This window comes from Sphingomonas sp. ERG5 (genome assembly GCF_000803065.1).
Lineage (GTDB): Bacteria > Pseudomonadota > Alphaproteobacteria > Sphingomonadales > Sphingomonadaceae > Sphingomonas.
Window position 1 is genome coordinate 1 of sequence record NZ_JSXI01000023.1, and the last position, 18,585, is coordinate 18,585.

General features: G+C 65.0%; 22 protein-coding genes and 1 riboswitch. Of the genes, 12 read left to right on the forward strand and 10 right to left on the reverse strand.

Annotation, left to right across the window (positions count from 1 at the left end):
• Both OO12_RS08500 and OO12_RS08505 read right to left on the reverse strand, forming a co-directional pair.
• The coding region (locus OO12_RS08500) for a hypothetical protein (RefSeq protein ID WP_034158255.1) at positions 1-201 on the reverse strand (201 nt) is incomplete at its 3' end.
• Positions 202-593: 392 nt separating this feature from the next.
• A complete protein-coding gene (locus tag OO12_RS08505; protein WP_034158269.1) occupies positions 594-1,820 on the reverse strand; it encodes a glycosyltransferase in 1,227 nt (408 codons plus the stop codon).
• Between the two features lie 275 nt (positions 1,821-2,095).
• Between OO12_RS08505 and OO12_RS28495 the strand changes: the two genes are divergently transcribed.
• Entirely contained in the window at positions 2,096-2,236 is a 141-nt protein-coding gene (locus tag OO12_RS28495) for a hypothetical protein (protein WP_160296766.1), read from the forward strand.
• Between the two features lie 64 nt (positions 2,237-2,300).
• Positions 2,301-2,669 carry a YbaN family protein gene (locus tag OO12_RS08510; RefSeq protein WP_034158256.1) on the forward strand — a complete coding sequence of 123 codons (369 nt, stop codon included), beginning with the start codon at positions 2,301-2,303 and terminating at the stop codon, positions 2,667-2,669.
• A 143-nt stretch (positions 2,670-2,812) separates the two neighbouring features.
• On the opposite strand, the gene OO12_RS08515 is transcribed toward OO12_RS08510, so the two are convergent.
• The gene (locus OO12_RS08515) at positions 2,813-3,454 is read right to left on the reverse strand and encodes an HD domain-containing protein (RefSeq protein WP_034158257.1); all 642 of its coding nucleotides are present in this window, start codon (positions 3,452-3,454) and stop codon (positions 2,813-2,815) included.
• 217 nt (positions 3,455-3,671) lie between these two features.
• Here OO12_RS08515 and OO12_RS08520 point away from each other — a divergent pair, with 217 nt between their 5' ends.
• From OO12_RS08520 to OO12_RS08540, 5 genes are all read left to right on the forward strand, one after another.
• Entirely contained in the window at positions 3,672-4,637 is a 966-nt protein-coding gene (locus OO12_RS08520; protein WP_034158258.1) for a GlxA family transcriptional regulator, read from the forward strand.
• A gap of 144 nt (positions 4,638-4,781) precedes the next feature.
• A complete protein-coding gene (locus tag OO12_RS08525) occupies positions 4,782-5,234 on the forward strand; it encodes a MaoC family dehydratase (RefSeq protein WP_034158270.1) in 453 nt (150 codons plus the stop codon).
• Between the two features lie 271 nt (positions 5,235-5,505).
• A complete protein-coding gene (locus OO12_RS08530; RefSeq protein ID WP_034158259.1) occupies positions 5,506-5,841 on the forward strand; it encodes an ArsR/SmtB family transcription factor in 336 nt (111 codons plus the stop codon).
• A gap of 18 nt (positions 5,842-5,859) precedes the next feature.
• Positions 5,860-6,306, forward strand: a complete 447-nt coding sequence (locus OO12_RS08535; RefSeq protein ID WP_034158260.1) for an SRPBCC family protein — start codon at positions 5,860-5,862, stop codon at positions 6,304-6,306.
• Complete coding sequence (locus OO12_RS08540; RefSeq protein ID WP_152616327.1) at positions 6,299-6,820, forward strand: SRPBCC family protein; 522 nt, start codon at positions 6,299-6,301, stop codon at positions 6,818-6,820. Before OO12_RS08535 ends, OO12_RS08540 begins: the two co-directional genes overlap by 8 nt.
• Positions 6,821-6,864: 44 nt before the next feature.
• On the opposite strand, the gene OO12_RS08545 is transcribed toward OO12_RS08540, so the two are convergent.
• A complete protein-coding gene (locus OO12_RS08545) occupies positions 6,865-8,061 on the reverse strand; it encodes an acetyl-CoA C-acyltransferase (protein WP_034158262.1) in 1,197 nt (398 codons plus the stop codon).
• 196 nt (positions 8,062-8,257) lie between these two features.
• Here OO12_RS08545 and OO12_RS08550 point away from each other — a divergent pair, with 196 nt between their 5' ends.
• Together OO12_RS08550 and metE are read left to right on the forward strand one after the other, a co-directional pair.
• Positions 8,258-8,866, forward strand: coding sequence for a hypothetical protein (locus OO12_RS08550; protein WP_152616328.1), 609 nt, complete (start codon positions 8,258-8,260; stop codon positions 8,864-8,866).
• Positions 8,867-8,946: 80 nt separating this feature from the next.
• Positions 8,947-9,172, forward strand: a riboswitch (cobalamin riboswitch).
• Positions 9,173-9,285: 113 nt separating this feature from the next.
• Positions 9,286-11,580, forward strand: coding sequence for a 5-methyltetrahydropteroyltriglutamate--homocysteine S-methyltransferase (gene metE, locus OO12_RS08555; RefSeq protein ID WP_034158271.1), 2,295 nt, complete (start codon positions 9,286-9,288; stop codon positions 11,578-11,580).
• A 54-nt stretch (positions 11,581-11,634) separates the two neighbouring features.
• On the opposite strand, the gene OO12_RS08560 is transcribed toward metE, so the two are convergent.
• Positions 11,635-12,954 carry a L,D-transpeptidase family protein gene (locus OO12_RS08560; protein WP_034158264.1) on the reverse strand — a complete coding sequence of 440 codons (1,320 nt, stop codon included), beginning with the start codon at positions 12,952-12,954 and terminating at the stop codon, positions 11,635-11,637.
• A gap of 17 nt (positions 12,955-12,971) precedes the next feature.
• Positions 12,972-13,217, reverse strand: coding sequence for a hypothetical protein (locus OO12_RS08565; RefSeq protein WP_034158265.1), 246 nt, complete (start codon positions 13,215-13,217; stop codon positions 12,972-12,974).
• Positions 13,218-13,422: 205 nt separating this feature from the next.
• On the opposite strand from OO12_RS08565, the gene OO12_RS08570 reads away from it, so the two are divergent.
• Positions 13,423-13,617, forward strand: coding sequence for a hypothetical protein (locus tag OO12_RS08570; protein ID WP_200887421.1), 195 nt, complete (start codon positions 13,423-13,425; stop codon positions 13,615-13,617).
• 7 nt (positions 13,618-13,624) lie between these two features.
• Here the strand turns inward: OO12_RS08570 and OO12_RS08575 are convergent, their stop codons facing one another.
• Both OO12_RS08575 and OO12_RS08580 read right to left on the reverse strand, forming a co-directional pair.
• Entirely contained in the window at positions 13,625-14,374 is a 750-nt protein-coding gene (locus OO12_RS08575) for a class I SAM-dependent methyltransferase (protein ID WP_200887422.1), read from the reverse strand.
• Between the two features lie 48 nt (positions 14,375-14,422).
• Entirely contained in the window at positions 14,423-14,956 is a 534-nt protein-coding gene (locus tag OO12_RS08580; protein WP_200887423.1) for a lipocalin-like domain-containing protein, read from the reverse strand.
• Positions 14,957-15,050: 94 nt separating this feature from the next.
• On the opposite strand from OO12_RS08580, the gene OO12_RS08585 reads away from it, so the two are divergent.
• Complete coding sequence (locus OO12_RS08585; RefSeq protein ID WP_052215678.1) at positions 15,051-15,965, forward strand: LysR substrate-binding domain-containing protein; 915 nt, start codon at positions 15,051-15,053, stop codon at positions 15,963-15,965.
• A gap of 13 nt (positions 15,966-15,978) precedes the next feature.
• Here OO12_RS08585 and OO12_RS08590 read toward each other — a convergent pair whose 3' ends face one another.
• Positions 15,979-16,971, reverse strand: coding sequence for an aldo/keto reductase (locus tag OO12_RS08590; RefSeq protein ID WP_034158266.1), 993 nt, complete (start codon positions 16,969-16,971; stop codon positions 15,979-15,981).
• A gap of 154 nt (positions 16,972-17,125) precedes the next feature.
• On the opposite strand from OO12_RS08590, the gene OO12_RS08595 reads away from it, so the two are divergent.
• Positions 17,126-18,019 (forward strand): LysR family transcriptional regulator, encoded by an 894-nt coding sequence (locus tag OO12_RS08595; RefSeq protein WP_034158267.1) that lies wholly within the window; start codon positions 17,126-17,128, stop codon positions 18,017-18,019.
• Here the strand turns inward: OO12_RS08595 and OO12_RS08600 are convergent.
• Positions 18,016-18,585 (reverse strand): tetratricopeptide repeat protein (locus OO12_RS08600; protein WP_327196012.1); only part of this gene is annotated, 570 nt, incomplete at its 5' end. The genes OO12_RS08595 and OO12_RS08600 overlap by 4 nt on opposite strands.

The window sequence follows — 18,585 nt, forward strand, 5'->3', positions numbered from 1 at the left end:
GGGCGGGGACAAGTCGGGGGCAGCCATTTCGAAGATGCCGTCGGTCGACGCGGCATTGAGCAGCGACGTCACATGGGCCAGAAGCCCGGGGGCAAGTGTTGAGCGGCGCAAGCGCTTGTCCCGTTCGTAGGGTTTGAGATCGACCAGTTCGTCAAAAAGGGCCTGGACGCTGGTCCATTCCTCCCCGCTTAAATCCTTCATGCCTGCCCCCCCTTAACGGACTGGAGAATCACCCCAATCGGTGTCGGAACGCCAATCCTGATCCAGCGGGTACGCAATTGATAGAGCAGGCCGGCGTGTGGGCGGCGGGTGCTATATTTTGCCCTGTTCGAGCCTGTTATCCGGCAATAATTTTTTATCCCGGTAATGTTGGGAATTTCGGCAGAATTTACGATTGTCTTTCAATGAGATAAGTTCATTTCACCTGTTATTGCATAACAGGTGCGATAACAGGTGATAACAGGTGACGAAACAGCGCCTGTTCCGGCCGGAACAGGACGCCGATTGTGATTGTCCAGACAATGGAAAGAGCGGGGCGGAGGCCTGGGCTTCCATCCGGGGGCGACGTTGCCATGATCGACGCGGGCATTGAATCAGGTCGACACCCCGGCAATTTCGGCAACAAGCTTTTTCGCGGCGATCGTTGCCCCGTCGGTGCGGATCGTGCCGGCGATGGCCGCCGCCCGGTCACGGGTCTCACGGGCGAGGACGGTGCTGAACCCGGCCGACAGGGACTCGACGGTCGGTACAGGGCCATCATGCGCCGCGCCGATGCCCAGTTCGGCGATCCGTCGCGCCCAAAAGGGCTGGTCCGCCACCTGCGGCACGATCAGTTGCGGCGTGCCCGCCTGCGCGGCCGTCGTCGTCGTGCCCGCGCCGCCATGATGCATGACGGCGACGACCCGGCGGAACAGGGCCTGCTGGTTGACCTCACCGATGACCAGACAATCCTGTCTGTCGTCGATCGCGGCGAGTTCCGCCCAGCCGCGCGCGAGGAGCGCACGGCGGCCCTGCGCCCGGATGGCCTCGATCGCGGTCCGGGCCGCGTCCGGCGCCCCCTGCATGGGCATGCTGCCAAAGCCGACATAGACCGGCGGCGGGCCGGCATCGAGGAATGCCTCAAGATTCGCAGGCAGCGGGCGCGGGTCGGGCAGGATCCACGCGCCGGTCTGTACGACATCAAGTTGGCTGGTCGGCCGCCATGGACTGAGGATCGGGTCGGACGCCAGCCAGGGACGATTGGTGAAGATATGATCGCGGACATTATCGACCGTGGGCAAGCCGATCCATGTGCGATGGGTATTGACCGCTTCGCCGAACAGGGCGTTCATCGCGCGGGTGTTGAAGTCCCACAGTGCCAGATTATCGGTCATTTCGGGTGGGTGCGGCCAGCCGGGATATGCCATTGGCGGGTGGTGTGGCGACGGCAGGCTGAACGGGTAGAAGGTCACCCAGATAAAAGGGATGCCCATCGTCTCGGCCACCGATTTCGCGGCGGCAACCGAGGGGAACAGGCCGGTCGCGACGATCGCATCACAGCCTTGGGCCGCGGCGGCGAGGACATCGAACTGGGCGGCGATCATCTCGGTCGCAAACTCAGGCAAGCCCAGTTTCGACTCCCTGGCCCATGCGATCCATTGGTGTATTGACGAGAAGGCCGGCAGCAGCGGCACGCCGGTGCGGGCCAGCAGCTCGGAAAATTCGGCATCGGGTGGTGCGCAGACCGGTGCCCCCACGCCGAGTCCCTGCAACCCGAGGCTAAGCCCCGCCAGTGGCTGCACGTCTCCGCGCGATCCATAAGTCGATAACAATATCCGCATCGTCATTGCTCCCTCCGGGTTCGAATCGAGGGCAGCGTTCATGGCGCATGATGGGGGGCTTGCCGCAAGCCCGGGGGTCGGCTACACGATAATAGTGGAAGGTGACGGTCACTTTTCTATCCCCATACAGGCTGTGAAACAACGATCGCGCAGCGAGGCTGCGGTGCGGGCGTTTCCCCGCGACTGCTGGCGTCATCCGCGGCTGACCTGGGAATAGTTGCGAGTCATTCGCATATTGCGCTAAAGCGTCTTGTGCTTCCTTGATCCAAGAATCGATGCCGACCAATACTTTGGCCCTGACTCGTTTGCTGCTGACCGAGCGGCCGTCGCTGATGCGGCTGGTGCAGCGCATCGTCGTTGGCGCCAGGGCCGCATTCATGCGCCCCCATGATCCGGTCGATACCAGTTTTGGCTGAACAGCCACCAGACAGGGAACCGCCGGATCGGACACACCCAATTCGCGCACCGCTTGCCAGGGCCGTGCGGACCGGTTGGCTTTTGCTTGGCCTGTTCTTCTGCGCGCTGGGAATCATCGGGGCGCTGGTGCCGTTGATGCCGACCACGATCTTCATCATCCTGGCGGCGGGTTGCTTCACGCATTCCTCGCCCCGGCTGGAGGCCTGGCTGCTCGACCATCGTCGCTTCGGTCCGTTGCTGCGCGCCTGGCGACGGGAAAAGGCCATTCCGCGCCGCGCGAAGATCGCCGCGCTGACCGGTATGGCGCTGGGCTTCGCTGTCTTCCTGCTTGGCATTCACCCGTCGCCGGTGCTGGCGCTGCTGGTCGCATTGCTCATTGGTAGTTGCGCGCTTTATGTTGCCACTCGCCCGGAGCCGCGCGAACGACCATGAGTTACTCGCGCTGATCGCTGGGCCTGAGCTTGAGGCGATGGCCGATGGCAGAGCGCCCTTTCAAGCCGCGCGCTGGCCGTATCGCGCGAGGGATCTTTGCTCCCACGGCGATGCCAGACCTGGTTCGGCCCCCAGATCGGCCGTCAGTCGGGCCAGGCCGAGCCCAGGATGATGCTGCAGAAGTTCAGACGCTGATAGGTCGGATCCTTGAGCGCAAGCACATCGGCCTTCACATTGCCGAAGGTGGTCAGCGGCTTGCCGATCGTGCCCTGCGCGAAATGGTCGATGATGCCGTGCTTGAAATCAGGCTCGCGCGGATGGTGCGCGCAGACATGGTCGCGCTGTGCAGAGGTGAAATCGTCATAGGCGATGCCGAGCACATCCATTTCGACCCCGGCTGTGACCAGCGCGATCGTCGGCCGCATATGTTCGGAAATGCCAGGCGTGGTGTGGAGTGCGATCGACGCCCAGACATCCTCGATGTCGCGTTCCGCCACGCCATAGCCGCTGAGGAATTCTCGCGCCGCGTTGGCGCCGTCGACTTCGAAGCGTAAATCCTTGCTGGCATGGGCTTGCGTCAGGCCCATGTCGTGGAACATCGCGCCGATATAGAGAAGTTCGGGATCATATTCGATCTCGCGCCGCGCGCCGGTCAGGGCGCCCCACAGAAACACGCGGCGGCTGTGATGGTAGAGCAAATCGTCCTCGGTATCGCGCACGAGTTGCGTCGCCGCGCGCGCCATGGCGCTGTCGGGGATGCGGATGCCGGCAATATTGCTGGTCATGAAAGGCTCCTGTCACGGGCATGACGAACGGTGGCGCGACCGGGCACGCGGCAGCCCATCCTGCGGTTTTGCGGACTGCCTGGATCGCCGGGAAGCGAGCAGCGCCGTCGCTCCTATCTGCGGTCTGACCCGACGCGCGGCAATGCCGCTTGCCCATCGGATCGGGACAATGGCACATGATTTCGAGCCATCCTCTTCATGGCGCGGGAAATAGGCAATGGCGGTTCAGACGGTCGCGGTGGTGATCCATGACGGCGTGCAGGCGCTTGACGTTGCCGGTCCGGTCGATGTCTTCGTCGAAGCCAATGCCTTCATCTCCGAGGCGGATCGCTACCAAATCTCGCTGGTGGCGGCCGGTCGCGACCCGGTGCGTACGTCCAGCGGGATGCGGATCATGGCCGATCTCCGCTTCGCGGACGCGTCACCCGAGTCCGCCATCGTGCTGGTCGCAGGCGGGCCGGCATTGCCCGATGCCGCGCCGGATGTGGCGATGTCGGACTGGCTCAGGGCGGTATCGCAACGCGCCGGGCTTTACGGGTCGATCTGCACCGGTGCGTTCGCCCTGGGCCATGCCGGTTTGCTCGATGATCACCGCGTGACGACGCACTGGCAGAATGCGTCCCACCTCGCCGCGCTGTTTCCCCGCGCGCGGGTCGAGCATGACCGGATTCATTTGCGCGACGGCCGGCTGGTGACGTCGGCGGGCGTCACTGCGGGAATCGATCTGGCGCTTGCGCTGGTCAGCGAAAGCCATGGTCCCGCGATCGCGTTGCTGGTGGCCAAGCGGCTGGTGGTGACGGCGCAGCGCCAGGGCGGGCAATCCCAGTTCAGCCCGTTCCTGACCGCGCCGGCCGATGATGCGTCACCGATCGCCCGAGTCCAGTCGCATGTGATGGCGCATATCCGGGATCGCCACGGCATGCGGGCGTTGGCGGATGACGTCGGCATGAGCGTGCGCAACCTCGCGCGTCTGTTCGTTCAGGAAACCGGCATCACGCCGCATGAATTCGTCGAGCGCGCACGGGTCGATGCCGCGCGCAACCTGCTAGAGGGCAGCCGTCTCGCGCTGAAGGCGGTGGCGTTCGATTGCGGCTTCGGCACGGCGGACCGGATGCGGGCGGTGTTCGTCCAGCGTCTGGGCATTTCGCCCGCGCAGTATCGGGCAAGCTTCCGCCGGGAATGAGGTGGCGGCCGGTCGCCTTGGCCCGTGTGGCGGTCGATTTCCATGCCGGAGGGCGCGGAATAGTTGCGCAGCGCAGGTACGCTGGGCGTATAGCGGCGCGTCGCGCAGAGCGACGGGATCAGACGATAAGCCGGCGGAGGAATGATGGCGGGACTATATTTCGAGCAGTTCGTGATCGGGCAGAAATTCGTGCACGAAATCCGGCGCACGGTGACCGATATGGACAATATCCTGTTCTCGGCGCTGACGCATAATCCGGCGGCGATCCATATCGACCATGCCTATGCCGCGACCACCGAGTTCGGCAAGCCGCTGATGAATTCGCTGTTCACGCTCGGGCTGGTGATCGGGTTGAGCGTTCAGGATACGACCTTCGGCACGACCATCGCCAATCTCGGGATGAGCGAGACGAGCTTTCCCAAGCCGGTGTTCGCGGGCGATACGATCCGCGTGGAAACCGAAGTGAAGGCGTTGCGCGCGTCAAATTCGCGGCCGGGGCAGGGGATCGTCACCTTCGACCATATCGGCCTCAACCAGCGCGACGAGATCGTCGTGCGCACTTTGCGCGCGGCGCTGATGATGGCGCAGCCCGGCTAGGACAATCGGGAGGGCGGCTGGGCAGCGGCTCAGGACGATGGCTCGCGCGGAGCCGCAGAGATGGTCTGCCCGCGGCTGGCGCGAGCCACCATGACCTTGATCACATAATATTGGACGCGACGGAGCGGGCTGACCGCGCCGGTAGCGCGGCTCCGCGTGAACCCTTCTGCGCTCGCTGGCCCGCGCGACGACGGCGATATCGATTCCGCCCTGCGCAATATTACTAAACCGTTTGGTTGACAATTAGCGCGATGGGTCGATATGCAACCATATGGTTGAACGACTCGACGCCACTTTCGCTGCACTCTCGGACCCGACGCGCCGCGCCATGCTGGCCAGCATGGCGGGCGGGGAGCGCAGCATCGGCGAACTCGCCGCGCCGCATGCGATGAGCTTTGCCGGCGCCTCCAAACATGTGAAGGCGCTCGAACGCGCCGGGCTGGTCGAGCGCCGAAAGGCAGGGCGGACGCAACTGTGCCGGTTGCGTACCGAGCCGCTGCAGGAAGCCCAGGCCTGGCTGCGCCAATGGGAGCAGTTCTGGACCATCCGCCTCGATGCGCTCGAAGCGTTGATTGCGGCTGATCCCAAGACTCCCAAGGAGAGATAAGATGAATGAGGACGCGAAATGAGCGCGCCGATCATATTGACGGTGACGCGCGACTTCACCGCGCCGCCGGAACGCGTGTTCGACGCCTGGCTCGACCCGGTTCAGGCGGGCAAGTTCCTGTTCGCGACACCGGATGGCGAAATGCGGACGGTCGAGATCGATGCCCGGGTCGGCGGCCGCGCGCTGATCGTCGAGCGGCGACCGGCAGGCGATGCCGGGCATCGGCTCGAATATGAGGTGATCGATCGCCCAAACCGGTTGGTGTTCCTGTTCGCCGCCGATCCGGCGGAAGACGGTGAATGGACCCGCGTATCGATCGCGATCGCCGCCACCGCGCAGGGATCGACGCTGACGCTGACTCACGAAATGGACCCGCAATGGGCCGCCTATGAGGATCAGGCCCGTCAGGGCTGGACGATGATCCTCACCAGTCTCGCGACGCTAATGGAGAAGAATGATGATTGATCTGGAACATCCGGCCGCCGATACGATCCGCATGGAACGCATGCTCGACGCGCCGATCGAGACGGTGTGGCGTTGGCTGGTCGAGCCGGAACTGCGCAGCCAATGGTTCGCCGGCGGTGCGATCGAGTCCCGCGAGGGCGGGGCGGTCGAACTGGTGTTCGACCATGACAATCTATCGACCGACGACGTGCCCACTCCAGAGCGATACAAGGGCAGCAAAGGCCATGTCGCGCGCGAAACGGTGGTGGCCTATGATCCGCCGCACCGCCTCGCCTTTACCTGGGACGGCGGCAAGGAGGGGGTCGCGACTTTCGATCTTTCGGCGGATGGCGAGCGCACCAAATTGGTGCTCACGCATAACGGTATCACCGGGCCGGCCGGGCTCGTCAGTTTCGGTGGCGGCTGGCACTCGCATCTCGCGGTGCTCCAGGCGAAGCTGTCGGGTGGATCGGTGCGCGACTTCTGGGCGCTGCACGCTCAGTCCGAAGCTGTGGTCAAGCAAGCCCTGGCCTGAACCCTGCAGCCGCCCGGCCCTTCGCCAGGGCCGGGCGGTTCTTCTCACACGATCTCGAACAGTCCCGCCGCGCCCATGCCACCAGCGGTGCACATCGACACGACGACATAGCGCACGCCGCGCTTGCGGCCCTCGATCAGGGCATGGCCGACCAGACGGCTGCCAGTCATGCCGAACGGATGGCCGACCGCGATCGCGCCGCCATTGACGTTGTATTTTTCGGGATCGATGCCGAGATGATCGCGGCAATACAGGCATTGCGACGCGAACGCTTCGTTCAACTCCCACAGCCCGATATCGGCCACCGACAGGCCGGCGCGGTCAAGCAGTTTCGGGATCGCGAAGACCGGGCCGATGCCCATTTCCTCCGGGCCGCATCCGGCCGCCTGGAAGCCGCGATAGATGCCGAGGATTTCCTTGCCCTCGGCCTGAGCGGTGCGACGATCCATCAGGATCTGTGCCGCCGCGCCGTCGGACAATTGGCTGGCATTGCCGGCGGTGACGTTGCTGCCCGGGCCGGTGAATTCGCCGCCGGGCCAGACCGTCTTCAGCGCGCTGAGTCCTTCCAGCGTGGTTCCGGCGCGAATGCCCTCGTCATGCTCCAGCGTCACCGTCTCGGTGCCGGTGCGATTGCCTTCCTTGTCGAACAGCGCCTTCTCGACCGTGATTGGCGCGATTTCCTCCCTGAAGGCGCCCGCGGCGAGACCCGCGGCGGCGCGTTGCTGGCTTTGTGCACCATAGGCGTCCTGTGCGGCGCGGGTGATGCCGTAACGCTCGGCGACGATCTCGGCGGTTTCGATCATCGGGATATAGGCAGCGGGCTGCTTCGCCACGACCGACTGGTTGATATAGCGCGGCGCATCCTTGGTGACGGTGAAGCTGATCGATTCCATGCCGCCGGCCAGCGCCACATCGACATCGTCAGCCATGATCGAGCGCGCGGCGAGCGCGATCGCGGTCAGCCCCGATCCGCATTTTCGGTCGAGCGTGAAGGCGGGCACGCTTTGCGGCAAGCCGCTGGCGAAGATCGCCATACGTCCGGCATTGCCGCCTTGCGTGCCCCATTGCCCACCGACGCCCCAGAACACATCGTCGATCCGGGCGGGATCGATTCCGGCGCGTTCCACCGCTGCGTTCATCACATGCCCGGCGAGCACCGGCGCCTCAGTGATGTTGAACGCGCCGCGATAGGCTTTGCCGATCGGAGTACGGGCAGTGGCGACGATCGCGGCTTCACGCATGGCAATAACCTTTCGAGACTCGGGTATGGCGGCGACTTAAGGCCGCCGGCCCGATTTGGAAAGATCGATCGGCGAAGCGCGAACCATTCCGGGCATCGATGATTCGATCCGAATCGGCAACGCCTTGTGTTGCGGCCCCCCGTCGCGATGCGGCAGGCTGGATCCCATACCGATCGTCTCTTTGGGGGGAATGACGATGAACGGAAATACCACGGCGAACGGAAGTACCACGGCGCCCGCACCGAATCCGGACAAGAAGCATGCCGACTGGGCGGCGCTTTTCGTCGCGGCGCTTGCCCTGGTCGTCAGCATCTGGACGGCATGTCAAACCGAACGCGAAATCAGGGAAAGCGAGCGGGACCGCGCGCGTCAGGAGCGCGCCTATCTCGCCGTGGAGGATGTTCGGCTTGTACAATATGAAACCGGCAAGCCCTGGAAAGTGGCCTATGCGATTGAGAATCATGGCCAGACCCCGGCATTCGATGTGGTGGATTCGTTTCAGGTCGGTGTTTTCGACGCGCCGATCTCGAGCACATTGGAGCGACAGTTCGCAACGCTGGTCGATCGGCCGGGGAGTTCAACGATCAACAAGCAATTGAGCAGGGCGATCGTCGGTCCGGCTCTCCCCTGGAGCAAGGTCAGGGACATCGCCCAGGGACGCAAGGCGTTCGTCCTTCTCGGCCGAGTGAAATACAAGGACGTCTTCGAACAACCACGTGTCGTTCGATATTGCTTTGCCCTGCGGACATTGGTCGGCGGCGAAGTGATGCAGGCGCGCTGCCCTGTCGGGAATGATGGGACATGAGCGCATCACCGTCGCCATGCACTTTGTCATAACGACATAAAGATGTCTTTATATCTTGCTTGACGGCGCTGCCATTCGCTGGGATGCTTAGGGGTCGAGGTTCTCCACGGGCATGTCGTTCGTGGAGCTAAGACGGGAAGCCGGTGCGATCCTGGAGCGATCCAGGGTCAATGCCGGCGCTGCCCCCGCAACTGTAAGCGGCGAGCGGCGGCCATTATGTGTCACTGGCGGCGTCAAGCCGCCGGGAAGGCCAGGCCGACGTGACGACCCGCGAGCCAGGAGACCTGCCTCGTCACGATAACGTCCACCGGCGGGGTGTCCGGGCTGGTCGCTTGCATGCCGCGGCCGGGCCTTTCCGGACGCGCGTCCTGCCTGTGTCCGTGCCTGGCCGGTCCGCCCTTCATCGGGGTATGAAGATCATGACCGTCACGATTGCCACATTGGGTTTCCCGCGCATTGGCCCGCGCCGCGAACTGAAATTCGCGCTCGAACGCTTCTGGTCCGGCAAGTCGAGCGAAGCCGAGCTGCTTGAGTCCGCCGCCGCCCTGCGCACCGCCGCCTGGGCGCGGCAACGTTCGCTCGGTGCCGACTGGCTGCCGTCCAACGATTTCTCGCTCTACGATCACGTGCTCGACACCAGCATCATGCTCGGGGCGATCCCGGAGCGTTATGCCGCCCCGGAAGGCACCGCCGACCTGGCGACCTATTTCGCAATGGCGCGCGGTTCGACTGGCCATGACGCAGGCTGTGGCCATGCTCATGGCGCGGGCGAGACCGCGCAGGAAATGACCAAATGGTTCGACACCAATTATCATTACATGGTGCCCGAACTGGTCGCGGGACAGCGCCTTTCGCTCACCTCGGCCAAGGTGGTCGACGATTATCGTGAGGCCAAGGCGCAGGGGTTCGAGACGCGCCCGGTGCTGCTCGGCCCGGTCACCTGGCTATCGCTCGCCAAGACGCGCGACGTCGATGCGTTCGACTTTCTCGACCAGGTCGTCGGCCTGTATTGCGCGGTGCTCAGCCAGCTGGCCGCCGCCGGCGCCGAATGGGTGCAGATCGACGAGCCCTGCCTGGTGCTCGATCTCAGCGATCGCCAGCGTGATGCGCTGACCCGGGCCTATGACCGGCTGTCGCGCTATGGCGTGAAGCTGATGCTGACGATCTATTTCGGCGGCCTGGAGGATAATCTTTCCTTCGCCACGACGTTGCCGGTCGCAGGTCTGCATGTCGATCTGGTGCGCGCGCCGGAGCAGCTCGACGCTGTGCTCGCCGCCGCGCCGGAGAGCCTGCTGCTCTCGCTTGGCGTGATCGACGGGCGCAACATCTGGCGTGCCGACTTGCCGGCGTTGCTCGACCGGCTCGAGCCGATCGCCGCGACCCGCGACCTGATCCTCGCGCCGTCCTGCTCGCTGCTCCACACCCCGATCGACCTGGCGCTCGAAACCGGTATCGATGCGGAAGTCGCACAATGGCTGGCCTTCGCGGTGCAGAAGATCGAGGAACTGGCGACCCTGAAGGGCGCGCTCAACCAGGGGCGCGACAGTGTCGCCGAACCGCTGGCCGCATCGGCGCAGGCCGCCGCCAACCGCCGTACCTCGCCGCGCATCCATGATGCGGCGGTCGCGGCGCGGATCGCGGCGGTGACGCCGGACATGCAGCAACGCCGCTCGGGTCATGCCGTCCGTCAGGCCGAACAGCATGCCGCCCTTGGCCTGCCGATGTTCCCGACCACCACGATCGGTTCCTTCCCGCAAACCCCCGAAGTGCGCCAGGCGCGGTCGCAGCACGGCAAGGGCCTGATCGACGACGCGGCCTATGAGAGCTTCCTGCGCGAAGAGACCGAACGGGCGATCCGCTGGCAGGAAGAGGTCGGGCTCGACATGCTCGTGCATGGTGAATTCGAGCGCAACGACATGGTGCAATATTTCGGCGAGCAACTGTCCGGCTTCGTCTTCACGCGCCATGGCTGGGTGCAGAGCTATGGCTCGCGCTGTGTGCGGCCGCCGATCCTGTTCGGCGATGTGTCGCGGCCAAAGGCGATGACGGTCGAGTGGTGGCGTTATGCGCAGGATCTCACCGCACGGCCGATGAAGGGTATGCTGACCGGTCCGGTCACCATCCTCAACTGGTCGTTCGTACGTGACGATCAGCCGCGCAGCGCCAGCTGCCGCCAGATCGCGCTGGCGATCCGCGATGAGGTGACCGATCTCGAAGCGGCCGGCGCCAAGGCGATCCAGATCGACGAGGCGGCACTGCGCGAAGGGCTGCCGCTGCGCCGCAAGGACTGGCAGGCCTATCTCGACTGGGCGGTCGAATGCTTCCGGCTCTCCGCTGCCGGGGTCGGCGACGCGACGCAGATCCACACCCATATGTGCTATTCGGAATTCAACGATATCCTGCCGTCGATCGGCGCGATGGATACCGATGTGATCTCGATCGAAACCGCACGGTCGCAGATGGAGCTGCTCGCCGGCTTCGCCAGCTATCGCTACCCCAGCGGGATCGGGCCGGGCGTGTATGACATCCACGCGCCCCGCGTTCCCGGCGTCGCGGAGATGGTCGATCTGATGAAGCTCGCCCGCACCCACCTCGATGCCAATCAATTGTGGGTCAATCCCGACTGCGGTCTGAAGACGCGCAAATGGGCGGAAGTGCGTCCCGCGATCGAGGCGATGGTCGCCGCCGCGCGGGAGCTGCGCGCGGCTGCCTGATGGTTTGTCCCCGGACGGCGTTGGGGCCGTCCGGGGGCATACTCACCGCAGCTTTCACTTATCCCGGCCGTACACGTCCTTGCGAAAGGTGACGCCGGCATCGGTCGCGGTCGCGGTGATATAAGTCAGATAGACCGGCACCTGCGCCGGCAGCGGCACTGCCTGTTCCGGTTTGCTCGACGCCGCGCCGATCGGCCTGGCGAGCAGCCAGCGGCCGAGCTCGGCGGCATTTTCCAGGCGGATGCAGCCATTGCTGAAATGACGATCGTCCTTTTGCAGCAAATTGCGATTGGGCGTGTCGTGGAGATAGATGCCTTCCTTGTTGGGGAAGATGAATTTCACCCGCCCCATCGAATTTTCCGCCCCCGGCAGTTCGCGCAGGCGCAGCACTTGCTTGCCCGATGCGACCGCCGGCCAGTCGATCGATGCGGGATCGAGCTTGTGCGCCGCTGGACCCCAGTCCGACAGCGCCTCCATCCGCAGCGACGCGAGCGACTTGCCGCCGAGTATTTTCGGCGCCACGCTCTTCTCGGCAAGATAATCGGGTACATTCCAATAGGGATTGAGGATCGCCCATTGTAGCGTGCCCGCGAGCATCGGGGTCTGCGTCTCCTGAGCGCCAACCACGACGCGCATCGTGCCGACTTGCTCGCCCGCTTCGTAATACCAGAGCCGGCCCGAGGACGCATCGACCACGATGTGGCGGGTCCATGGCCCGGGGAGCAGCCGGGCGCGGTCGAGATTGAGCTGCAGGCGCTCCATCGTCTCTTTCGACGCACCGGCCTTCTCGGCCCGCGCCATCAGGTCGCGCAGCCGGACATAGAGCGGGCTCATCCAGCCCATGTCGGCGATATAATCGCCGAACGATTTGGGAAAAGCGGCCGCGCGCAGCACCCGATCGGTCGCGAGCTTTTTCGGCTTCAGCGTGCGATCGGCATAGATCATCCGCGCGCCGCCGCGACGTTGATCCTGTACATAGCGCGCAAAGGCGTCGGACAGTTCGAGTTCAGCGCGCGCCACCGCGCGGGGATCGCCAGCGCGCGCCGCGCCGACGGCGTCGCTGAGCTTGTCAATGTTGTAGGAGGACGATCTCAGGCCATCGAGTTCGGCGGATTTGAGGAAGCGGATCAGCGTGTCGGCCTGGCGCCCGATCTTTCCGCCCGGCGCCCAAAGCGGGCGAAAGCCGCGATCCGCGTAGAAGCGCTTGAGCGCACCGCCCGCCTCGTCACGGATGGCGAGGCCGACGGGGCCGGTCGGCCCGGCCTTTGCGCGCGCCGGCTCCGCACGCGCGGGGGCGGCCGTCGCTGGACTGGCGGTGACCGTTGCGATGATCAGGCAGGCCGGCAGGCAGTGGGGAATGCGGCGTGGCCGCATTCCCCGGCGTGAAGCGATCAGCCTCTTTCCCCCCGACGCGTCGGCGCGGGCGGCGGCGGGAGCTGCGGCACGGCGTTGGGGTGGTAGATGCCGTCGGCGGTGTAATAGCCGTCGATGATGCCGTCGCCGTCGCGATCGGCGGCGGTGCTGCCGGCCACCGCGCCCGGTGGGGGTGGCGGCAATGCCGCGACTTCCTCTTTCTTGGCGCAACCGGCGAGCGTGACGGCGCCGAGGGCCGCCAGCATGATGGATTGGAAACGCATACTATTCATCCCTTTAAACGCGTGCCGGAAAGCTCCTGCACACGGGTCCGCCCACCCCGGCGGGCCAAGACAGAGACCGCCGCGATGCGCAGGTCATCCGTTCCGCGATAAATTGTGCGACGTGCGCGATGACTGCCAAGGCCGTATGGCGAGGGTGGTGTGAAGCGCCCCGTGCATAAGATGGGTTGAAAAATACCTCGCGACATTGTCGCAGGATCAGCGATCGCAATTCGCCAACAAGAAGATTGCGCGGCTGAAGCTCGCCATGCTGTTCGACGAACAGCGCCGTGCAGGTGAGGCAGGTGGCAAGCGCGCACTATGGGGGCAAAATCGCGAACTTGAACGCGGCAATGCCGTGCGCAGCTATGAGGGGGCGGGGTTCCGGCTACGCCCGGGGTGACGCTTTTTCACCCCGGTTTGCGAAAGCGCAGGATGAACTGGTCGGTCTTGCCCCGGATCGAGGGGTCGTAGACATTGGCGCTGCGCGGGTCGGCGGGGTTGCGCAGCGCCTGCGATTCACCGTCGAGCACGAAGCCGGCCGCCAGCACTTCCTGCTTGACCAGCGCTTCGTCGATGCGGTGCAGCTTCGCCATGCCGTCCGCGTCGAGCCCGGCTGCGCCAGCATGGTCGAGCACCACGTAAAGCCCGCCGGGCTTGAGCGCCATGAACGCGGCCTTGTTGAGCCGCGCGGCACCTGCCGCGCCAGTCCAGTTATGGACGTCGTGATAATTTTGCGAAGTCCAGACCAGATCGGCCGGTGCCGGCGCATTCAGCATGTCGTCGCCGGAGACGATCTCGCTGACATTGCTGAATCCGCTTTCGCTGGAGACAGCCGGGGGCAAGGCGCGTCCTTTCAGCCGGTCGATGTAGAATTGCGGCGTCGCCGCATAGACCTTGCCCCGGTTGCCCACTGCGGCGCTGAACACCCGGGTGAAATAGCCCTTGCCCGGCAGATAATCGATCACGACCTGGCCGGGTTTGATCTTGGCAAAGGCCACCATCTCATAGGGTTTGCGGTCGGGAGCGGCCGGGGCGGGATCGACCGGCGCGGGCATATGTGGTGGCATGGCGTGAGCCCTGGCAGCCCCGGCTTGTGAAATCGATAGAGCGCCGGCAATGCAGAGGAGGCCGAGCGTCGCGCGGTGGATCGGGGTCATCGAGTCGTCCTTTGGGGAAGGAGGGAAGCGCAAAACCGGTCGGGCCGATCAACCAATTCGCCGCCAGATCGAGATCGGCACATCGCCATTGGGCCGCGCCTCGACGGTATAGCTGAGCTCGCCGCGCTTCAGCTCATAATGGCGCTGCTGCTTCGCGCCGTTCCAGTTGGCATAACTGGCCTGATCGACGGCGAAGGTCAGCGTCTTTGCCGCCGCATCGACCGCGATGGTGCCGAAATGCGTGCTCATCCCCAGCACGGTGTCGCGATACTCCTCCGGCGTGCCTTTGGCCTTGTCGCCCAAGGCGAATTTCGGCCGCTCGCTCTTGTAGATCAGCAGCGCATAACGCCCCTGGGCGTCGATCATCAGGCTTCCCCTGGGCGCTTCGCCATAGTCGCGGCCGACGCTGCCATCAGGATGCCGGACATCGGCGGCGACCAGCGTCCAGGTGCCGACCAGTTCGCGCGGGGGCATTGTCGTGCGCGCGTTCGCGGGCTGGCAAAAGGCGAACAAGGAGGACGTGGCGAGCACGGCGGCAGCGGCGACTTCGATCGTGCGGGGCGGTGGCATAAGCTTGAACATGGAATCCTCGCTGGTTGGGCCATTTGTCCTAGCGTCGCGGATTGCTTTCAAAAATTCGATAGTTTTGATCTAATACTTTCGATAATATGAAGTGATGCAATCGCCCAATCTCGACATGGATGTGCTGCGCACATTGGTGCTGGCAGAGCAGCTTGGCGGCTTTGTTCATGCCGCCGGCCGCATCGGCCGCTCGCAATCGGCGGTCAGCCAGCAGATCCGCAAGATCGAGGAGCAGGTCGGCCAGACGCTGTTCCGCAAACAGGGGCGCGGTCTGGTCGCCACGGCCGCGGGCGAGACCTTGCTGGCCTATGCCCGGCGTATCCTGGAGCTCAACGACGAAGCATTGGTCGCGATCAACGGGCTGACGGCGGGCGGTACTGTCCGGCTCGGCTTGCCCGGTGATTTCGCCGATAGCTGGCTTCCGGCCGTGCTTGGCCGGTTCAACCGCGCGCTGCCGACGGCGCGGCTGGAAGCGGTGGTCGACCGCAACCGCGCGCTGATCGAGCGGCTCGATCGTGGCGAGCTCGATCTCGTGCTGGCGATCAACCAGGGCAATCGCCCCGATGCTCTGGTGCTGGAACGACTGCCGGCGATCTGGATCGGGCCCGCGCCGGGACGGCTGGCCTGGAATGCCGGCGAGCCGCTGCCACTGGTCCTGTCCGACCCGCCTTGTTTCTTTCGCCAGCGCGCATTGGCGACACTGGAAGAAGCGGGCATCGCGTGGCGTGTGGTGCTGACCAGCCCCAGTGTGCAGGGCATCTGGGCGGCGGTCGAGGCGGGGCTGGGCGTCACGCTGCGCATCGCGGTCGGGATTCCCGCCACATTGCGCCGGATCGGCACCGTCGATCGAGTCCCCGACCCGACCGGCGACCCCTTCACGCTGTCATTGCATGATGGCGGGCGGTCATTGACCCCGGCTGCGCGGCAACTCCACGATTTCATCGGCGAGGCGGTGACGACGAAGCTGGGCGTCAGCGCCCCGGCCGACCCTTATGAGCCGGAGCGCTGATCGGTGGTTTCACCTACAGGTTGGTCATCGTTTCAAGCCGATCGGGATAGCGCTCGCCCTCGGCGGTGATGGCATCCGCCGCCTGTGCGATGCGGCGCAGGTCGTCCGCGTCGAGGGAGAGTGCCGCGGCGGCGATATTCTCTTCCAGCCGGTGCAGTTTGGTCGTGCCCGGGATCGGCACGATCCATGGTTTCTGCGCCAGCAACCAGGCCAGTGCGACCTGCGCCGGCGTCGCCTGTTTGGTCTCGGCGACCTCGCTCAGCAGGTCGACAAATGCCTGGTTGGCCGTGCGCGCCTCGGGCGTGAAGCGTGGCAGATTGTTGCGGAAATCGCCGCTGCCGAACTGCGTCGTCGCGTCCATCGCTCCGGTCAGGAAACCCCGGCCGAGCGGGCTATAAGGGACCAGGCCGATACCCAGCTCCTCCAGCGTCGGGATGACCTCCGCCTCGATCCGCCGCCACCACAGCGAATATTCGCTCTGCAATGCCGCGACCGGCTGTACCGCATGCGCGCGCCGGATTGTCTGCACGCTCGCCTCGGACAAGCCGAAATGCTTCACCTTGCCCTCGCGGATCAGGTCGCGGACCGTGCCTGCGACATCCTCGATCGGCACGTCGGGATCGACGCGGTGCTGATAGAACAGGTCGATCACATCGGTCTTCAGTCGCTTGAGCGAGGCGTCCGCGACGGCGCGGATATTCTCCGGTCGGCTGTTGAGGCCCGGCCCGCTGAGCGGGTCGGTGCCGACCTGGAAACCGAATTTGGTCGCAATGACCACCCGGTCGCGCACCGGCGACAAGGCCTGGCCGAGCAGATCTTCATTGATGAACGGACCATAGATTTCGGCCGTGTCGAAAAAGGTCACGCCACGATCGACCGCTGCGCGCAACAGCGTAACCATTTCCGGCACGTCGTGCGGCGGCCCATAGGATGCGCTCATGCCCATGCACCCGAGGCCGATCGCCGAAACCTCAAGGCCGCTCCTGCCGAGTTGACGCTGTTGCATGTCCTGCACTCCTGCTGCTGGCGATGACGGATGCCGTCACGCTCGCCGCCTATCTAGGGTCCGTCCGGCTATGCGATTAGACGGTCAAATCGGCATGCAGCTATGATCTGTGTTCATGAATGGCTATACGGCCGGATGATGGTGGAGAACCCCGGTGCGGCGTGAAGACCTGAGCGACCTGGTTGCTTTCCTGGCCGTAGCGGACGAGCGCAGCTTCACCCGTGCCGCGGCGAAGCTCGGCGTGTCGCAATCGGCCCTGAGTCATACATTGCGCCGGCTCGAGGCGCGGCTCGGCTTTCGCTTGCTGACACGCACCACGCGCAGCGTCGCGCCGACCGAGGGTGGCGAGCGGCTGATCGAGACGCTGCGCCCGGCGATCGACGAGATCGACGCGAAATTGACCGCACTGGGCCGGTTGCGCGACAAACCGGCGGGCATTGTCCGCATCACCGCCGCGGAACACGCGGCCCGATTGATCCTGTGGCCGGTAATCGAGCGGCTGCTGCCCGATTATCCCGACCTGACGATCGAGATTCATGTCGATGCCGGGCTGGCCGATATCGTCAGCGACCGGTTCGATGCCGGAGTGCGGCTGGGCGAGCGGCTCGACAAGGACATGATCGCGGTGCCGATCGGGCCGGAACTGCGCATGGCCGCGGTTGGCGCGCCGGCCTATTTCGCACGCCATCCCGCACCGCGCACGCCGCAGGACCTGTCGAGCCACCGCTGCATCAACCTGCGCATGCAATCATCGGGTGGGCTTTATGCCTGGGAGCTGGAGCGCGACGGACGCGAGGTGCGCGTGCGGGTCGATGGCCCGCTCATCTTCAACAGCTCGTCGATGATCCAGGCGGCGGCGGTGGCCGGCCTGGGACTCGCTTCCGTGCCCGAAGACCAGGTCGCCGGGCGCATCGCCGACGGCACTCTGGTGCGCGTATTGGAGGATTGGTGCGGGCCGTTCCCCGGCTATTATCTCTACTATCCGAGCCGGCGACAAATGTCGCCGGGCCTCGCGCTGCTGGTCGAGGCGCTGCGCTATCGGGGTTAGGGGGCGATCACCGCTTCGTAGCGGGAATCCAGCTCGATCGCGCGGTCCTCGTCCGCCCTGGCCCGTTTGACGTCGCCATTCTGACGCAGGACGAGGCTGCGATGATAATGGTTGCGCGCCGTGTTCGGCGCATAGCGTACCGCCAGATCGAGATCGGCGAGCGCTCGCGTCAAATCGCCGAGGCGCTGATAGGCCAGTCCGCGATTGAGATAGGCAAAGGAGAGTCTGGGCGAGACCTGGATCGCCTGGCCGAAAGCCGTCACCGCACCATCGAGTTCGTCTCGCCAGGCTTGTGACAGGCCATCGGCAAGATAGGCGGCAGCGCGCCCCGCGGGGCCCGGCGCGGCGGGGTCGATCAGCTTCTTGCAGCGACCAAGGTCCCGACCCGGATCGTCCATCGTGCAGGCGTTCCAGTCCCCGCGCGCCGCGCGCTTGCGTGCCAGCCGCTGGGTGGATGCGCTGATCTTCGACCCCGTCACCACGATGTTGCTGGAATCATCCGAGTCCGCCTCCGCCGCGAGACTCACGACAGGCGTCGCCATCATTGCCGGTGGCGGCGGTGGTGG